Annotated in this window: 13 protein-coding genes; 4 read left to right on the forward strand and 9 right to left on the reverse strand. The window is 62.4% G+C overall.

Annotated features, from left to right (window positions below):
- Positions 1 to 49: 49 nt before the first annotated feature.
- A complete protein-coding gene (locus AWB65_RS11025; RefSeq protein ID WP_087667197.1) occupies positions 50 to 1,591 on the reverse strand; it encodes a Rieske 2Fe-2S domain-containing protein in 1,542 nt (513 codons plus the stop codon).
- A 224-nt stretch (positions 1,592 to 1,815) separates the two neighbouring features.
- Here AWB65_RS11025 and AWB65_RS11030 point away from each other — a divergent pair, with 224 nt between their 5' ends.
- Positions 1,816 to 2,499 carry a GntR family transcriptional regulator gene (locus tag AWB65_RS11030; protein WP_087667198.1) on the forward strand — a complete coding sequence of 228 codons (684 nt, stop codon included), beginning with the start codon at positions 1,816 to 1,818 and terminating at the stop codon, positions 2,497 to 2,499.
- A 35-nt stretch (positions 2,500 to 2,534) separates the two neighbouring features.
- Here AWB65_RS11030 and AWB65_RS11035 read toward each other — a convergent pair whose 3' ends face one another.
- Together AWB65_RS11035 and AWB65_RS11040 are read right to left on the reverse strand one after the other, a co-directional pair.
- Positions 2,535 to 3,854, reverse strand: a complete 1,320-nt coding sequence (locus AWB65_RS11035; protein ID WP_087667199.1) for an MFS transporter — start codon at positions 3,852 to 3,854, stop codon at positions 2,535 to 2,537.
- A 253-nt stretch (positions 3,855 to 4,107) separates the two neighbouring features.
- Entirely contained in the window at positions 4,108 to 4,950 is an 843-nt protein-coding gene (locus AWB65_RS11040; protein ID WP_087667200.1) for a class II aldolase/adducin family protein, read from the reverse strand.
- A gap of 128 nt (positions 4,951 to 5,078) precedes the next feature.
- On the opposite strand from AWB65_RS11040, the gene AWB65_RS11045 reads away from it, so the two are divergent.
- A complete protein-coding gene (locus AWB65_RS11045) occupies positions 5,079 to 5,984 on the forward strand; it encodes a LysR substrate-binding domain-containing protein (protein WP_235007588.1) in 906 nt (301 codons plus the stop codon).
- An 86-nt stretch (positions 5,985 to 6,070) separates the two neighbouring features.
- Here the strand turns inward: AWB65_RS11045 and AWB65_RS36320 are convergent, their stop codons facing one another.
- The 3 genes from AWB65_RS36320 to AWB65_RS11060 form a co-directional block, all read right to left on the reverse strand.
- Positions 6,071 to 6,226, reverse strand: coding sequence for a hypothetical protein (locus tag AWB65_RS36320; protein WP_159907609.1), 156 nt, complete (start codon positions 6,224 to 6,226; stop codon positions 6,071 to 6,073).
- Positions 6,227 to 6,561: 335 nt separating this feature from the next.
- Complete coding sequence (locus AWB65_RS11050) at positions 6,562 to 7,065, reverse strand: MgtC/SapB family protein (protein ID WP_087667202.1); 504 nt, start codon at positions 7,063 to 7,065, stop codon at positions 6,562 to 6,564.
- Between the two features lie 676 nt (positions 7,066 to 7,741).
- A complete protein-coding gene (locus AWB65_RS11060; RefSeq protein ID WP_087667204.1) occupies positions 7,742 to 8,530 on the reverse strand; it encodes a COG4705 family protein in 789 nt (262 codons plus the stop codon).
- A gap of 334 nt (positions 8,531 to 8,864) precedes the next feature.
- On the opposite strand from AWB65_RS11060, the gene AWB65_RS11065 reads away from it, so the two are divergent.
- The gene (locus tag AWB65_RS11065) at positions 8,865 to 10,217 is read left to right on the forward strand and encodes a dicarboxylate/amino acid:cation symporter (RefSeq protein ID WP_087667205.1); all 1,353 of its coding nucleotides are present in this window, start codon (positions 8,865 to 8,867) and stop codon (positions 10,215 to 10,217) included.
- On the opposite strand, the gene AWB65_RS11070 is transcribed toward AWB65_RS11065, so the two are convergent.
- Together AWB65_RS11070 and AWB65_RS11075 are read right to left on the reverse strand one after the other, a co-directional pair.
- On the reverse strand, positions 10,218 to 12,254 hold the full coding sequence (locus AWB65_RS11070) for a M3 family metallopeptidase (RefSeq protein ID WP_087667206.1): 2,037 nt from the start codon (positions 12,252 to 12,254) through the stop codon (positions 10,218 to 10,220). It lies immediately after the preceding gene.
- A gap of 13 nt (positions 12,255 to 12,267) precedes the next feature.
- The gene (locus tag AWB65_RS11075; RefSeq protein WP_087667207.1) at positions 12,268 to 13,332 is read right to left on the reverse strand and encodes an aldo/keto reductase; all 1,065 of its coding nucleotides are present in this window, start codon (positions 13,330 to 13,332) and stop codon (positions 12,268 to 12,270) included.
- 186 nt (positions 13,333 to 13,518) lie between these two features.
- Here AWB65_RS11075 and AWB65_RS11080 point away from each other — a divergent pair, with 186 nt between their 5' ends.
- A complete protein-coding gene (locus AWB65_RS11080) occupies positions 13,519 to 14,730 on the forward strand; it encodes a benzoate/H(+) symporter BenE family transporter (RefSeq protein WP_087667208.1) in 1,212 nt (403 codons plus the stop codon).
- Positions 14,731 to 14,808: 78 nt separating this feature from the next.
- Here AWB65_RS11080 and AWB65_RS11085 read toward each other — a convergent pair whose 3' ends face one another.
- Positions 14,809 to 16,158 carry an MFS transporter gene (locus AWB65_RS11085; protein WP_087667209.1) on the reverse strand — a complete coding sequence of 450 codons (1,350 nt, stop codon included), beginning with the start codon at positions 16,156 to 16,158 and terminating at the stop codon, positions 14,809 to 14,811.
- Positions 16,159 to 16,345: the final 187 nt, after the last annotated feature.

Raw genomic sequence — 16,345 nt, forward strand, 5'->3', positions numbered from 1 at the left:
CTGACTTCGCGCACGGGACGCACTACGCGCCCCGTGCGACACGTGTGCTTCAACTCTTCAGCGATTGCTCGAGTTCCTCGAACTTTCCGCGCACGAACGCGGCACGTTCATCGCCCTTTAACCGTTCGCTCTCTGTGAGGATCGCGACGATCGTCTTGGTCACCTTGCGGCGCCGCGTGACTTCTTCTTCGACCGTCGCGCCTTCCGGAATGTCGAACACGTTGCCCGAACAGAAGCTGTTCGGCGCACCCGCATTGGCACGGAACCACTCGGCGAAGTTCTGCGCCGATGCCGCCGGATTCGTGCCACGCACCGCATCGCGCAGCATCTTGCGAAAGAGAAAGAGGCCCGCGTCGAACTTGGTCGGATTCTCTAGCGCGTGTACAGCAATGGGCCGCTGGCTGATGATCGCTTCGTAGTCGCCGGGCGCGTATTGCGCGGCCTTATAGTTCGGGCGCTCGCGATGGTTCGCCGGGATCGGCGGCAGATCTTCCAGCTTGTATTCGCCGAAGCGTTCGGGGCGGCGCAGCGCAACCTGTCCCTCGAGGAAGTCGATCGACTCGTAGCCAACGAGTTCCTTGTCGCCCACACCGCGTGTATCGATGCCCGGTCCCATCACGCGCCAGCCGATCATCTTGCTGTTTTCATCGTCGACGGGCACGGTCCAGCGAACGATGTGAAAGCGGCTGAAGAGCTTTTTCTTCGAGCCGTCTTCCGACGTGTACGCATGCAGGCTCAGATTGGGCAGCACCTGATGCTGAACACGCACGAAGAGCCGATCCTTGTCGACGCGGCGCGCACCGGCGCACGCGAGACTGCGGCCCTGCTGCACCGGCACGAAATGCATGTCGGGCGCGACTTCCATCGAGGCCGCGCCGACTTCGTCGAATGTCGTGCCCTGATAGTGACCGTTGACGACGTTCTTGCCTGCATGCAGCGCGGTCGGGTGATAGTTGTCGGCGGCGTTGTCCTGCACCTGCAGCCAGTTGCAATGCTGGAAGTTGCTGTAAGGCACAAGCTCGTCGCCGGGCAGCACCGTGTAGTCGCCTTCCCATTCGGGGAACGGCGGCTCGGCATCCGGCGGCCCCATGTAGGCGAATACGAGGCCGTTGCGCTCGACCGCCTTGTACGCGCCCTGCTGTATCGAACACGCGTATTTCTCGGCTTCCTTCTCTTCGCCGTTCGGAAAGGGCACGTGGAGACACGTGCCGTCCACGTCGAAGACCATGCCGTGATAGCAGCACTTGATGCCGCGTTCCTGGATTGCGCCATATTCCAGCGACGCGCCACGATGCACGCAATGCGCGTGCAGCACACCGATGCGCCCGCTGCCATCGCGAAACGCCACCAGTTCCTCGCCGAGAATCTTCAGGAAGCGCGGTGTGTCCGTCAGTTCGATCGACATGCACACGGGATGCCAGAACGCGCGCATGTATTCGCCCATCGGCGTGCCTGGGCCGGTTTCCGTGAGTTCGGGGTCGTGGCCGGGGACCTTGTTCGTGTAGTAGCCGCCAAACGGAATCAGCTTCTTCGATACGACTTTGCCGCCGCTCGTCTTCTGTCCTTCGAGCTTGTCTTCCTTGATCGTCATGGCAAATCCTGTTCGTGGGGAGGGAAAATCAGCGGTTCCTCTGAATATCGACTTTGCTATTCAGAACTCCGTACTCTGTATCCAAAGATTAGTCGTGATATCCGGCGCTGTCTCTATGGGTAAACGCGAGGATTCGCACAACTCGCCGCAGCGCCGGCATTGACTGTCCACGCAGCGCGGCTGTAACCTTGGCGTATTCTGTATCCAGTGAGAGTGTTTAAATCATGGCGGCCAAACTGCTCAAGCTTCAGGCGCGCACCGACTACGTGGACGAGGTCTACAAGGTGCTTCTCGACGCCATCAGTTCCGGGACGCTCGCGCCGGGGACGCGCATCACGCAGGAGGAGATTGCGGAACAACTGGCGGTGTCGCGTTCGCCGGTGCTGCAGGCGCTGCGGCTCCTCAAGAAGGACGGACTCGTGCAGGACGCGCCTGGCCGCGGCCTGCTCGTGACGCCGCTCGATGCCGGGTGGATCAGCCATCTGTACGAGATTCGCGGCGCGCTCGATTCGCTCGCCGCGCGGCTCGCCGCCGAGCGTGGCGCGAAGCTCGACAAGGCGCTGATCGCCAACGGCCGCCGTGCCTCGAAGGGTGACGACGTCAAGGCAATGATCGACGCTGACATGGCCTTCCACGCGGCAATCTATGCGGCGTCGGGCAATCCGCTGATCGCGGAGACGGCGCAGATGCACTGGGTGCATCTGCGCCGCGTGATGGGCGCGGTATTGCAGGCAACCGGGCAGCGCAAGTCGATCTGGGACGAACATGCGGCCATCGCGGCAGCCATCGCCGACAAGGACCCGAAGCTCGCCTCCGAACTCACCGACCTGCACACGACCCGCGCGCGCGAAAATCTCGTCGAGCGGCTCGGCCGTGTGTTGAGTGACATGGAAGAACGAGCGAGCTAAAGCAAAGAACCTCACAAAACAAGGGGTCGGAGCAGTTACGTCGAACCGTCCTTGCGACGGCTGTTTACGAGCGCAGCAGGCACGGTGAAAACAAGCACGCTGCCGATGATCAGGCTCACCGCCAGCCCTAGCACGCCGTTACCCGTCGATCCCGTGCCGGTCTGGATCAGTCCGATCACATACGGACTGACGACCCCGGAAACGCTGCCGATCGAGTTCGCCAACGCGAGTCCTGCGGCGGCCGCAGCGCCGCTCAGGATGGCGGGCGGTAGCACCCAGAATTGCGAGATCGTCGTCATGACGCCCATCGTACCGATCGTCAACGCGATCATCGCGATCGGCGTCGAATGGGCGAACGCGACGCTCGCGCACAATCCCGCCGCTCCGACCACGCCCGGCACGGCCAGATGCCAGCGACGCTCGCCGCGTGCGTCCGAGCTCTGACTGACGAGCAACATCGACACAGCAGCAGCCGCATAAGGAATCGCGGAGAGCAGGCCGATGTCCAGCGGATCGGCCACGCCGCTCGCCTTCACGAGTGTCGGCAGCCAGAAGCTCACGCCGTAGAGGCCCATCGTGAAGAAGAAGTAGATCAGGCTCAGCAGCAGCACCTTCGGATGCATCAGGCCGTCCTTTACCGAATGCAGCGCGTGGGCGGGCTGCTCTTCCCTCAGGTTGGCTTCGAGCATCGCCTTTTGTGAACCGGTGAGCCACTTTGCATCGGCGACCTTGTCGTCGAGATAGAAAAAAGCGATGAGCCCGACGATCGCCGTCGGAATGCCTTCCAGCAGAAACAGCCACTGCCAGCCGGCGATGCCGTGCGACCCGTTCATGTGATTCATGATCCAGCCCGACAGCGGCCCGCCGACCACGCCCGACATCGGGATGCCCGTCATGAAGAGCGCGGTGACCTTGCTGCGCCGCGACGCAGGAAACCAGTACGTGAGGTAAAGCAGGATCGCGGGGATGAACCCGGCTTCAGCGACGCCGAGCAGGAAACGCATGATGTAGAAGCTCGTCGGCGTGGTGACGAACATCATGCCCGCCGAGATCACGCCCCACGTGATCATGATGCGCGCGATCCATCGTCGGGCGCCGACGCGCAGCAGGATCAGGTTGCTGGGCACTTCGAAAAGCAGATAGCCGACGAAGAAGACGCCGGCACCCGCGCCGTAGACGGCATCGCTGAAATGGAGATCCTGCAGCATCTGCAATTTCGCGAAGCTCACGTTGATGCGATCGAGATATGCGCACAAGTAACATAGGAACAGGAACGGTAGAAGTCGCCATGTCACCTTCGCATAGGTGGACGACTCCGAGCCTTCGTAATACGCAACCGGACTGGGGGAACTCATTGTGTGTCTCCTGTGTCGGCCACAGTTAGCGCTTTAGCGCTTACTGTGGCCCCATGCAGCGTATGTCGGCCACAGTTAGCGCTTTAGCGCTTACTGTGACCCCATGCAGAGCATGTCGACGAGATTTGGCGCTTTAGCGCTGACTCTGGTCTCATGCAAGATGGTTGCTGGGGTGCCAATTGCGGCGGCCTGGCGTCTTTCGCGCTCTTTTTGCGTGCCGCCGTGCGGTATGTCGCGGTGTTTGAATACGTGTTCAGTCGAACATGTCGGGCTGAGCAGCAACGAGGTCATCCCAGATCGCCTGGAAGTGCAGCCAGCCGATGTAATCGCTGCCCACGTGCTCGCGGCTATAGCGCGCGCGTTCGGGCGTTACGAGCTTCGGCGCGATGCCGGTCGCCTCGACGAGCAGTTGCTGCTGGCAGCAACGCTCGAGCGCGATGAACCAGAACGCCGCCGATTCGATGCTGTGCCGGCTAGCCGTCAACAGCCCGTGGTTCTGGTGGATCGCGGCCTTCACGCCCTTGAACGCATTCGCGACCTTGTGCCCCGCCTTCACTTCCACGGCGACCTGCCCCGCTTCGTCGCCGATCACGACGTGATCCTCGAAGAACGCGGCGGCGTCCTGCGTGATCGGCTCGAGCTTTCTGCCGAGCGACGCGAACGCGGTGCCATATACGGTATGCGCGTGGCACATCGCGACGATGTCCTGATGCATCTCGTGCACCGCCGCGTGCAGCACGAAGCCGGCGCGGTTGATCGCGTGACGGCCTTCCACGACGCGCCCCTCGTGGTCCGCGCAGATCAGGTTCGAGACCTTCACTTGCGAGAAGTGCACGGCCATCGGATTGGTCCAGTAGAGGCCGGGATTCTCGGGATCGCGCACGGTCAGGTGACCGGCGAAGCCGTAGTCGAATCCTTGCTGCGCAAACGCGCGGCACGCGCCGACGAGCCGTTCCTTCAGATGCTGCCGATGCGCCGCGTGATGCGAAAACGACGGCACCTCGGGAAAGATCAGGCCTTGCTGTTCGGGCTGGTAGATCGAAACCTTGCCTGCCTTGACGATCGATTGCGGCGGTGCATCCATGACTGCGGCCATGACGGAACTCCTTTGAAGTGTTGGGAACGGATTGCTTCGACGGGTCCTATGGTCGCGGCCGCGGCCCTCATTGACAAACGATGGCTGTTCATAGAAAGATGAACGACATTCATGTATCGGTGAGAGGCATGAGACGGATACCGAGTTTCGTGTTGCTGCGCGCCTTCGAAGCCGCCGCGCGGCTGGAGAGTTTCACGCTTGCAGCGGAAGAACTGCATCTGACGCAGTCCGCGATCAGCCATCAGGTGAAAGAGCTCGAGGAGTATTTCGGGCGGCCGCTCTTTTACCGGCGCAATCGGCGGGTGGAGGCGACGTCGGAAGGGCGGCGTCTTTTTGAGAGCCTCGGCCGCGTGTTCGATGTGATCGAGGCGGCGTGCAGCGAGGTGTCGCTCGCGCCCGACGCCCAGGTGCTCGCCGTTCACAGCGCGCCGAGCTTCGCGGCGAAGTGGCTCGGTCCGCGCCTGCCCGAGTTCATGCAGGCGTATCCGGGAGTGACGATCCGGCTGTCGTCCGGGGCGGAGCCGATCGATCTCACGCGCGTGCATGAAGTCGATGTCGCGATTTCGTATGCGATCGCTCAGTTGCGTCCGGGGGTCGTCACGCGCGCGCTGGGCGCCGAGCGTATCGTGCCGATGTGCGCGCCAGCGCTCGTGCGGCGCGATGTGCCCGCCGCGCAACAGATGGCCGAACTGACGCTCATCGATTCCCAACTGAGCCGCGTGACTTGGTCCGACTGGTTCGCGCTCAACGGACTTGCGTTGCCACCGCGCGCGCGGCCGTCGTTCGATCGCGGCGCGCTCGCGATATCGGCGGCGGTCGACGGCATGGGCGTTGCGCTCGAAACTACGCGACTCGCCGAGCGCGAGCTCTCGCGTGGAGAACTGGTTGAATTCGGTGCGGACGTTTTCGAGCCGCTCGCCCGGGAGACGCATTTTCTGTCGTATCGCGTGAACGAACGCAACGCAGAGAAGGTGAAGTGCTTCTGCGACTGGCTGTGCGCGAAGGTGGGGCTCGATGCAGAGCGGGTTGTATGAATAAAGTTGCCGCGCTGAGGCTGTCTTAAGACCTGCTCGACGAGAGCGACATTGCGTCGCCCCTGCTTGCCTGGCTGCGCCTGAGCCTAGCGCTGACGACGATACGCTTCGGCCATGATTTCACTGACCTCGGCGCGCACTTGCAGCGCTTCCAGCACCGATGCGCGGATTCTCGGAATCCAGCTTGTGACGACAGGAGTCAGGACAGTAGCCCAGATGACTATGGCAAAAAGCGATTTCATGGCGTGGTACCTCTGAATATGTTTCTTCGACAACAGTTGCGCTGATGCGGGCGTAAAAAGGGCGGCATTGCGCTAGCTCTGGAACGATCACAGATGTATATAAGTATAAACCCTAATCAAAACGTGCGTGATTTGCTCTGCCGGGATCGGCCCTGAGCCGACCAGCAGCACAAATTCGCGCGCGAAGTCATCGCAGCGAACGATTGGACGCAGGACATGTGGGCTTCAGAGTTGTGCCGACGCCCGCAGCCGAAGTTCTGCGTCGAAGAAAGGGAAGTGCTGCACGAGTTCAAAGAGGCGCGACTCCCGTACCGTCGCTGGAACTCGTCATTCGATCATTTCGGCGGTTCTGATGTCTCCGACGACTCCGCCGGTCTACGCACCCGTGCCGCCGAAAGAATGATCAGCGCGATCGCCACGCTGAGAATCGCGGTTGCCTCGCGCCCCAAGCCCGCCGCCATGCCGACGGCCGCGCTGACCCAGAGACTCGCCGCTGTCGTGAGCCCTCGCACCTCGCGCTCGGCGCTCAGCTTGATGATCGCACCGGCGCCGAGAAAGCCGATCCCGGACACGAGCCCCTGAATCACGCGGCTCATGTTCTCCTGCGAGAAACCCGACTGGAGCGGCACGAGCACGAACAGCGCCGCACCGACCGACACCAGCATGTGGGTCCTCAAGCCCGCGTCCCGGCCCGCCATTTCTCGCTCGAAACCGAGCACACCGCCGAGCACGAGCGCGAGACCCAGCCGGAGGACGACTTGCGTCACGTCCTCCGTGTCGTTCAGATCCGAAAACTCGCGCTGCACCGTCGACCACGCCTGATGCAGCCATGCGTTCACGAGCCTCTCCTTTCGATGACGACGGATGGCAGGAACGATAGCATCGGTTGCGTGCGCTGCGTTCGTGTGTTTCCCACACCAGAGCGACGATTCTTTTTAGCGACCTGCGAGTCTCCACGCCGCCCGTTCTTGCCACCAACGAGGCGCCAGGCGCAATTCCTCACACCAAGCAATCGGACGGTCTATAACGTAGAGGCAGACCGCTTTCTTGCCGCACCGAACGACTCACGAAGTCGAATCGGCTTCCGCCGATTTCGCCCGCCTCTCTGCACTGTCCGGCGACCGCCGAGCAGATGTTCCCTCGTACGAGGTTCGCACCACGCCATGCCTTGCGCGTGCCGGATGCGAGACCCTAAAGAACCCGTCATATCGACATCATGAGCCGTCATTGGCGGTCCGCACTCGCGTGTATCCAAGGAGCTAACATGAAATCAGCACAGATTTTGGCGACAACCGCGCTCGGTTTGTTCGCCTTGACAGGGACGGCTTACGCCCAGGGCCAGCCTGGCGCCGCCGATCCCACCAACGCCGCAGCGACGAGCCAGTCGACCCCGGACACATCGTACGGAGCGGTACCGGACACCCGGAAGCAAATGGGACGATACCAGTCACGGCCATGCCGCTCGGACCCGCAGTGCAACGTCTTCTTCGGCCGATAACGCTGTAACGCGTCCGCTCAAACCGGCTCGGTTTTCTGCGCGGCGCGCTGCGGAATCAGCGCGACGCTGACGACGATAAACGCAAGCAGGATCAGCGAAGCGTACAGCCGGCTGACATGCAGGCCGCCCTGCGCGACGGGCTTGTCGAGAAAATCGCCGAGCGTCGCGCCGAGCGGCCGCGTCAGGATGAAAGCGGCCCAGAAGAGCGCCGTGCGCGATATCGCCGTGCGGAAATAGAGCACCGCGACCACCACCAGACCCGCCCCGAAGATCAGCGCGCCATATTCGTAGCCGAGCCCGAGGCCGCCGCGATCGTCGCCGGCCAGCCAGTCGCCGAGCGCCGTGCCGAGCGTCTGCGAAAGCAGGATCGTGATCCAGTAGAACCATTCGGCCTTGGGCGTCGTGATGCTTTGAACGGAGACGTCGCCTTCGGTTCGATACCAGATCGCAAGGCTCGCGACGAGGAGCACCAGAATGATCGCGACGCCGCCGGGATAGCCGACACCGAGCGATCGATCGGCGAAATCAGCCATCGTCGTGCCGAGCGTCGTCGTGGCGACAATGGTCGCCCAATAGAGGAACGGTCGGAACTGATCGGCCTTGATCTGCCCGGAGACGAGCACGATGAAGAACAACGTGAAGATCGCCGAGCCGATCAGATAGCCGAGGTTCAATGACATCGTCACCCAGTCACCGCCCGTCTCGCCGAGCGTCGTGGCGGCGATCTTGATGACCCAGAAGCCCAGGGTAATCTGAGGGACTTTGCTTAGGGCATATTCGGTTGCGGTATGGGCGTCTTTGGTCATGTCGAATTCCTGTGAGTGGCGATCGGTGGTCAATCACGCTTGCGGCGATCAAAAAAAGAGTGCCACAGAGCATAGCGAGCCGAACCTTATGAGCGGCTTAAGCGCGTAGTGGCTTTGTAATGCGTTGCGCCTTTTGACGAATCGCCCGGGAACGCCCGCTCTTGCAAACGTTTTGCTGCAACGCACCCTCGGGTTTGCCCGGTTGCCGCCGACGAACGGGAAGCCTAGCCTTCGTAATGATCCGGTAAGCAGATAATGTTTGATCGACCGGTATCGCGACGGCGGCCCGCGTGAGGGCGCTGACGACGACCGAAGTGACTGTTTGGGGGCTCAAATGGCAGCGCACAAACCGCTTTACAGATCACTTTATTTTCAGGTGATCGTCGCGATCATCGCCGGCGTTCTGCTCGGATTTTTTGCGCCGCACACCGCAGAAACGATGAAGCCGCTCGGCGACGCGTTCATCAAGCTCATCAAGATGATCATCGCCCCGATCATCTTCTGCACGGTCGTGGTAGGCATTGCCGGCATGGAGGACATGAAGAAGGTCGGCAAGACCGGTGGGCTTGCGCTGCTCTATTTTGAAATCGTCAGCGGCATCGCGCTCGTGGTGGGACTCGTGATCGTCAACCTGGTGCAGCCGGGCGCCGGCATGAACGTCGATCCTTCGACGCTCGACGCCAAGGCGGTCGCCACCGTCACCAGCGGTCGCAAGATGGAGAGCACGACCGAGTTCCTGATGAACATCATCCCCTCGACCGTCGTCGACGCGTTCGCCAAGGGCGAGATACTTCAGGTCCTGCTGTTCGCGCTGATGTTCGGCTTCGCGTTGCACAGGTTCGGCGGCCGGGGCACGCTCGTATTCGACTTCGTCGAGAAGATCTCGCATGTCTTCTTCGGCATCGTCGGCATCATCATGAAAGTGGCGCCGATCGGCGCGTTCGGCGCGATGGCCTTCACGATCGGCAAGTACGGCATCGGCAGCATGCTCTCGCTCGGCAAGCTGATGCTGACGTTTTATGCCACCTGCCTGCTGTTCATCTTCGTCGTGCTCGGACTGATAGCGCGGTTTCACGGCTTCAGCGTGCTCAAACTGATCAAGTATCTCAAGGAAGAACTGTTCATCGTGCTGGGCACGTCGTCATCGGAGGCGGCTTTGCCTCGCGTGATGGTCAAGCTCGAGAATCTCGGCGCGAAAAAATCGGTGGTCGGGCTCGTGATTCCCACGGGCTATTCGTTCAACCTCGACGGCACGTCGATCTACCTCACGCTCGCGGCCATCTTCATCGCGCAGGCGACCAACACACCACTCGACCTCACGCATCAGCTCACGCTGCTGGCCGTGTTGCTGTTGACGTCCAAAGGCGCCGCCGGCGTGACGGGCAGCGGGTTCATCGTGCTTGCGGCAACGCTCGCCGCGGTCGGACACGTACCCGTCGCAGGACTCGCGCTGATTCTCGGCATCGACCGGTTCATGTCGGAGGCGCGCGCGCTGACGAATTTCATCGGCAACGCGGTGGCGACGCTCGTGGTCGCCAAGTGGACCCGCGAACTCGACGAAGACAGGATGCGCAGAGTCCTCGACAACGAAACGCCCGAAGAAGCCGACGAGCCCGAAAAAGTCTTCGACCGGACCGACGAGGTGATGCCCGTCGCGGCATCGGGACCGCGATCAGATCACGTCTGATCAGCCCGCCAGCAAGCCGCGTTTGCGCAACATCGATTCGGCGCGCGGATCACGGCCGCGAAACGCGCGGTACGCGGCGCGTTGCTCGCGGCTGTCGCCCGCGCTGTACACCTGGCGTTGCAGCCTGTCCGCGAGCGCGGGATCGAACGCGTTGCCGGCTTCCTCGAATGCATCGAATGCATCGGCTTCGAGCACTTCCGCCCACATGTACACGTAGTATCCGGCCGCATAGTAGCTGCCGCTGAAGATGTGCCCGAAGTGCGGCAAGCGATGACGCATGCCCACTTCGCGCGGCACGCCGATACGCTCGCGCTCCTCGGCTTCGAACCGCGCGATATCGATACCGTCAGCGTCCTTCTGCGAATGGAGCGCCATGTCGATCAGCGCCGACGATGTGTACGCGACCGTATCGAACCCCTGATTGAAAGTCTGCGCAGCCCTGATGCGCTCGATCAGCACAGCGGGAATCGGCTCACCGGTCGTCACATGCCGCGCATGCTTCGCGAGCACTTCCGGCACGGTGGCCCAGTGCTCCATCAACTGCGACGGCAACTCGACATAATCGCGCGGCACGTTCGTGCCCGACAACCGGCCATACGTGACATCCGACAGCAAGCCGTGCAGGCCGTGGCCGAATTCGTGGAACAGCGTGCGGACGTCGTCGAAACCGAGCAGCGTCGGGCCGTTTTCGACGCGTGAGAAGTTGGTGTTGTTCACCACGATCGGCTCGACCTTGCCGCCGCCGGCATCGCGCTTCTGCCTGCGGTAGATGCTCATCCACGCGCCGCCCTGCTTGTTCGGCCGCGCGTAGTTGTCGCCGATGAAAACGCCCACGCGCTCCCCTCCCCGGCGCACTTCCCACAGTCGCACGTCCGGGTGATACAACGGCACGCCTCGCTGCTCGACGAACTCCAGACCGAACAACCGGCCCGCGCAATCGAACATCGCGTTCTGCATTGCATCGAGGCTGAAGTACGGCTTCACTTGCGCATCGTCGAGGGCGAAGCGATCCGCACGTACTTTCTCGGCGAGGTGATACCAGTCCCACGGCTCGATGTCGGTCGGCTCGCCGAGTGCGGAGGCTTGCGCGGCAAGCGCTTTCAATTCTTCTTCGACGCTCGCCTTCGCCGGTTCCCACACCTGTGCAAGCAACCCATGAACGGCGGCGGCACTTCCCGCCATGCGATCGGCCAGGGCGTAGTCGGCGTAGTGGTCGTAGCCGAGCAGGCGAGCCTGCTGTTGCCGCAGCGCCAGAATTTCGCGCGCCAGCGGACGGTTGTCGCGCGCCGCTGTTTCTCCGCGACTCGTCCACGCGCGCCACGCCGCTTCGCGCAGATCGCGGCGCGACGACCAGGTGAGGAACGGCTGCACCAGCGACCGTGCGAGCGTGATGACGTAGCCGTCCACGCCGCGTTCGTGTGCGGCGCCGCGCGCGGCCTGACGCAGGAATTCGGGCAGACCGGCGAGGTCGGCTTCGGAAGAAAGGCGCAACTGGTAGGCGGCTTCGTCGGCGAGGACGTTCTGCGCGAATTGCGTCTGGCGATCGGCGAGCCGCGTCGCGATGGCCGCAAAGCGCTCTCGATCGGCGCCGTGCAGCGTGGCGCCCGCGCGCACGAAATCGGTATGCAGGCGTTGCAGCAGACGCTGCTGCTCTTCGCTCAAACCGAGCGTGTCGGCTTGCTGGTGAATCGTATCGAGCCTTGCGAAGAAACCGGCGTGCAGCGTGACCCTGCTGTCGTGCGCGGCGAGCAGCGGCGCCATTTCACGCTCGACCGCTTGCAACGCAGGCGGCGCTTCCGACGAGCACAGGTTCTCGAACGTCAACCGCACGCGATCAAGCGTTGCGCCTGCTGCGTCGAACGCGGCGACGGTGTTGTCGAACGTGGGCGCGGAGGGGTTGTCGGCGAGTGCATCGATTTCATTCAGATGCTGCTTGAAAGCCTCCGCGAAGGCAGGAGCGAATTGCTCCGCACGAATCTCGTCGAAGGGCGGCAACGCTTGCCAGCCTCGCAGCAGCGGATTGCTATGGCCTGTCATGTCGGTGTGCCTCTCACTTGCGCGATGCATCGATATGCGGTGCAAGCAGCGACAGATCGGCGGGGCTGAGTCGGTCGCTCGCGGTCTGCATCTGATGCCAGTAGGGATAAAGCAGCGGCGGCGCGCTGACCTTGTCGAGCCGCGCGCGCTGATCGGCAGACAGCTTCAAATCGGCCGCGCCGAGGTTGTCGCGCAATTGCGCCTCGTTGCGCCCGCCGATGACCACCGACGCCACCGCCGGCCGCCCAAGCGTCCACGCGAGCGCGACCTGAGCAGCCGACACGTTCTGCTCGCCCGCGATCTCGACGAGCGTATCGACGATCGACCACAACCTTTCGGCATCGCGGATCGGCGGCTCGGTCCAGCCGGCGAGCTGGCGCGTGCCTTCGGGCGTCGTGTCGCGCCGGTGCTTGCCGGACAGTAGCCCGCCCGCGAGCGGACTCCACACGAGGATGCCCAAGCCCTGGTCGAGCGCGATCGGCGCAAGCTCGTATTCGGCTTCGCGCGCTTCGAGCGTGTAGTGGATCTGCTGGCTCACGAAGCGCGGCAGTCGATCGCGCTCGCTGACGTGCAGCGCTTTCATCAGATGCCAGCCCGAGTAGTTCGAGCAGCCCACATAGCGGATCTTGCCCTGCCGCGTGAGCAAGTCGAGCGCTTCGAGCGTTTCTTCGAGCGGCGTGATGCCGTCCCATTCATGCACTTGATAGAGATCGATGACATCCGTCTTGAGGCGCTTGAGGCTCGCCTCGCAAGCGCGCACCAGATGATGACGGGAGAGGCCACGATCGTTCGGGCCGTCGCCCATCGGGAAGCGCGCTTTCGACGCGATCAGCACGCCGCCACGGCGCTTGCCGTCAAGCGCCTCGCCGACGATCTCCTCCGACGCGCCGTTCGAATAAACGTCGGCGGTATCGATCAGGTTGACGCCTGCGTCGATGCACATGTCGATCTGGCGGCGCGCGTCGTCAAGGCTGACGTCGCCGACGTAAGCGAACTTGCCCTTGCCGCCCATGGTCATCGTGCCGAGCGTGACAGTGGAGACCTTGAGGCCCGAGCGGCCGAGTTGTCGATATTCCATGATGGAGAAGCGTCCCGTGTGAGTGACTGAGATTCGAAGACCGTCGACCGGTCCCCGCCGATGCATCCAAGCCGACAGATTACGCGCTTGTTCGTAGCGAAGCAGAATCGCATCTGGGGAGGAGGACGATGCAGCGATTTCGATGTAGAGTTGCGTGCGCTGTTTCCTTACACGACGATGTGATCCATGAGCCTCGACGGCCAAAAACAGATACAGGGCAGCAGCCTGCGGGAAGACTTGTCCCTTTCAGCAATCACCGCCGGCCTGTTGGCCGTGCTGATCTCCTATGCGGGACCGCTCGCGATCCTGTTCGAAGCAGGGAGATCGGCTCACGCCAGCAACGCGACGGTTGCCTCGTGGGTATGGGGAATCTCGATCGGATCGGCTATTTGCGGCATCACGCTGAGCTGGTTGCTCAGGCAGCCGATCATCACCGCGTGGTCCGCGCCCGGCACGGCCCTGCTGGTCACGCTGTTTCCCGCGCTGCCGCTCAACGAAGCGATCGGCGCCTATATTACCGCCGGGCTGATCATTCTCGCGCTTGGCGCATCGGGCTACTTCGACCTCGTCATCAAGAAGATCCCGCCGGGCATCGCATCAGGGATGATGGCGGGCATCCTGTTCCAATTCACGACCGGCGTGTTCAAGGCAGTCTCCGTCGATCCCGCGCTCGCACTAGGCATGGTGGCCGCCTATGTGATCTTCCGGCGGCTGCTGCCGCGTTATGCGCTCATCGTCGTGCTGGTGCTTGGCAGTATCTTTGCCGTCGTGCACGGCACGGCACATTTCGAGTCGGTTAGTCTCCAGATTACGCGGCCCGAATTCATCGTTCCGCACTGGACCTTGCAATCGACTGTCAGTCTCGCGTTGCCTTTGGTTCTCGTCAGCCTGACTGGTCAATTCCTTCCGGGGCTGGCGATTCTAAGAGTGTCCGGCTATCAGACGCCCGCGCGTCCCGTCCTGATGATTACGGGCGCGGTATCGATGGTCGTCGCTCTGTTCGGCGGGATCACCGTGGTCATCGCCGCGATCACCGCGGCGCTCTGTACGGGCGCTGATGCACACCGCGATCCGAATAAACGCTACATCGCAGGCATCGCGAATGGCTTCTTTTACCTGCTCGGCGGCATCTTTGCGGGGACAGTCGTTTTGCTTTTTGCAGCGCTTCCCAAAGGCTTCGTTGCGGTGCTCGCCGGGCTCGCACTGCTCGGCGCGACGCTATCGAACCTGATCGCGCTCGTGCAGGATGAACAGCACCGGGAAGCGTCGTTCATTACTTTTGTCGCCACGGCATCGGGCATGAGCTTTCTTGGGCTCGGGTCCGCGTTCTGGGGCATCGTGATTGGGTCGTTGGCCCATCTCGTACTGGGAGCGGCGGATAGACGGAAGCGGGTATAGCTCCTGTCCACGCGCATCTCTCACGCACTCGCGATCAATGACGCTGCGCCAGCCGTGGTTATTCAACACACGCGGCGTCTAAGCCGCTTCGGTTATTAATGGATCAGCCGTCGCATGATCGTGCTGGGCGGAGCGTCGCTGATTGATCAACGAAACAGCGAGCACCGCGATCACCCCCGGCACCGCGATCGCGAGGAAGTTCTGCTGCAGCGGCAGCGCCATGCTGACGAGCACGCCGATCACGATAGGCGCGAGAATCGCCCCGCTGCGCCCGACGCCCGATGCCCAGCCGATACCCGTCGCCCGCACTGCCATCGGATAGAACTGGCCGGCGAATGCATAAGTCACGATCTGCGTCCCGATGGTCGATGCGCCCGCGAGCCCGACCAGCACGAAGAGCGCCCACGTCGGCACCTTGAAGCCGAGCAGGCTGATCGATACCGCCGCCAACGCGTACATCGCGATCAGCACGTACTTGATGTTGAAGCGATCGGCCATCCATCCGCCACCGATGGCACCGATCATCGCGCCGAAGTTCAACACCAGCACGAACGTCAGTGCCGAGCCGAGGCTGTGGCCGGCGCTTGCCATGAGTTTGGTCAACCACGAACTCAACGCATACACCATGAAGAGGCACATGAAGAACGCGATCCATAGCATGACCGTGCTGAAGCCACGGCCATCGGTGAACAGCTTGCCGATCGGCGGCGCACGCCGGGTGTCTTCGCCGGGCAGCGCGAAGCGGTCGCTTTCTTGCGGCTGGTAGCCGGGCTCGATGCGCGACACGATGCCCTTCAGCGTATCGATGCGTCCCGAGCGGATGAGGAACGGCATCGACTCGGGCATCCACTTGAGGATCGCCGGGACGAGCAGGATCGGCAGGCCGGCGGCGATGAACACCGACTGCCAGCCGAAGCGCTCGATCAGCCCTTTGCCGAGCAGCGCCGCGAGCATGCCGCCCACGGAATAGCCGCTGAACATCAGCGTGACCATCGTGCTGCGGATCTTGCGCGGCGAATATTCAGTCATCTGCGCGACAACGTTCGGCATCACCCCGCCAATACCCAGCCCCGCGAGAAAACGCGTGACGCTGAACATCACGGGGTCGCTCGTGAAACCTGCAGCCGCCGTGAATACGCTGAAGAGCACGATGCAAATGGCGATGGCGCGCTTGCGGCCGATTCGGTCCGCGATCGTTCCCAAGAATACGGCGCCGAACATCATGCCGAATAGCGCGGAGCTGACCATGAAGCCAGCGCTCGTCGGCTGGACGCCCATGTCCTTCATGATCGACGGCAACGCGATACCGGCAACAGCCAGATCGTAGCCGTCGAAGATGATGATCAGCGCGCACCAGAAAAGCACGATTGCGTGGAAGCCCTTGAAGCGGGCATCGTCCGCGAGTTTGTGAACATCGATTTGACGCATGCGATATCTCCTTCGCTGTCGGTCTGAAATGCTGGTGGGCGCCTGGTAGCACCTTGCTTTAGGGCACGACGAAGCGCTGAGCGCAAGGGCCAAAAAGCGCTCACGCTCACTCAAAGATTTGGAAAGGTTGCTTTGAACATCGGCTTTTGCTTGCGCCGCCAAGGAACGGCGCCAACCGATTTTTTTA

Origin of the sequence: Caballeronia humi (assembly GCF_001544475.1) — a bacterium.
Classification (GTDB): domain Bacteria; phylum Pseudomonadota; class Gammaproteobacteria; order Burkholderiales; family Burkholderiaceae; genus Caballeronia; species Caballeronia humi.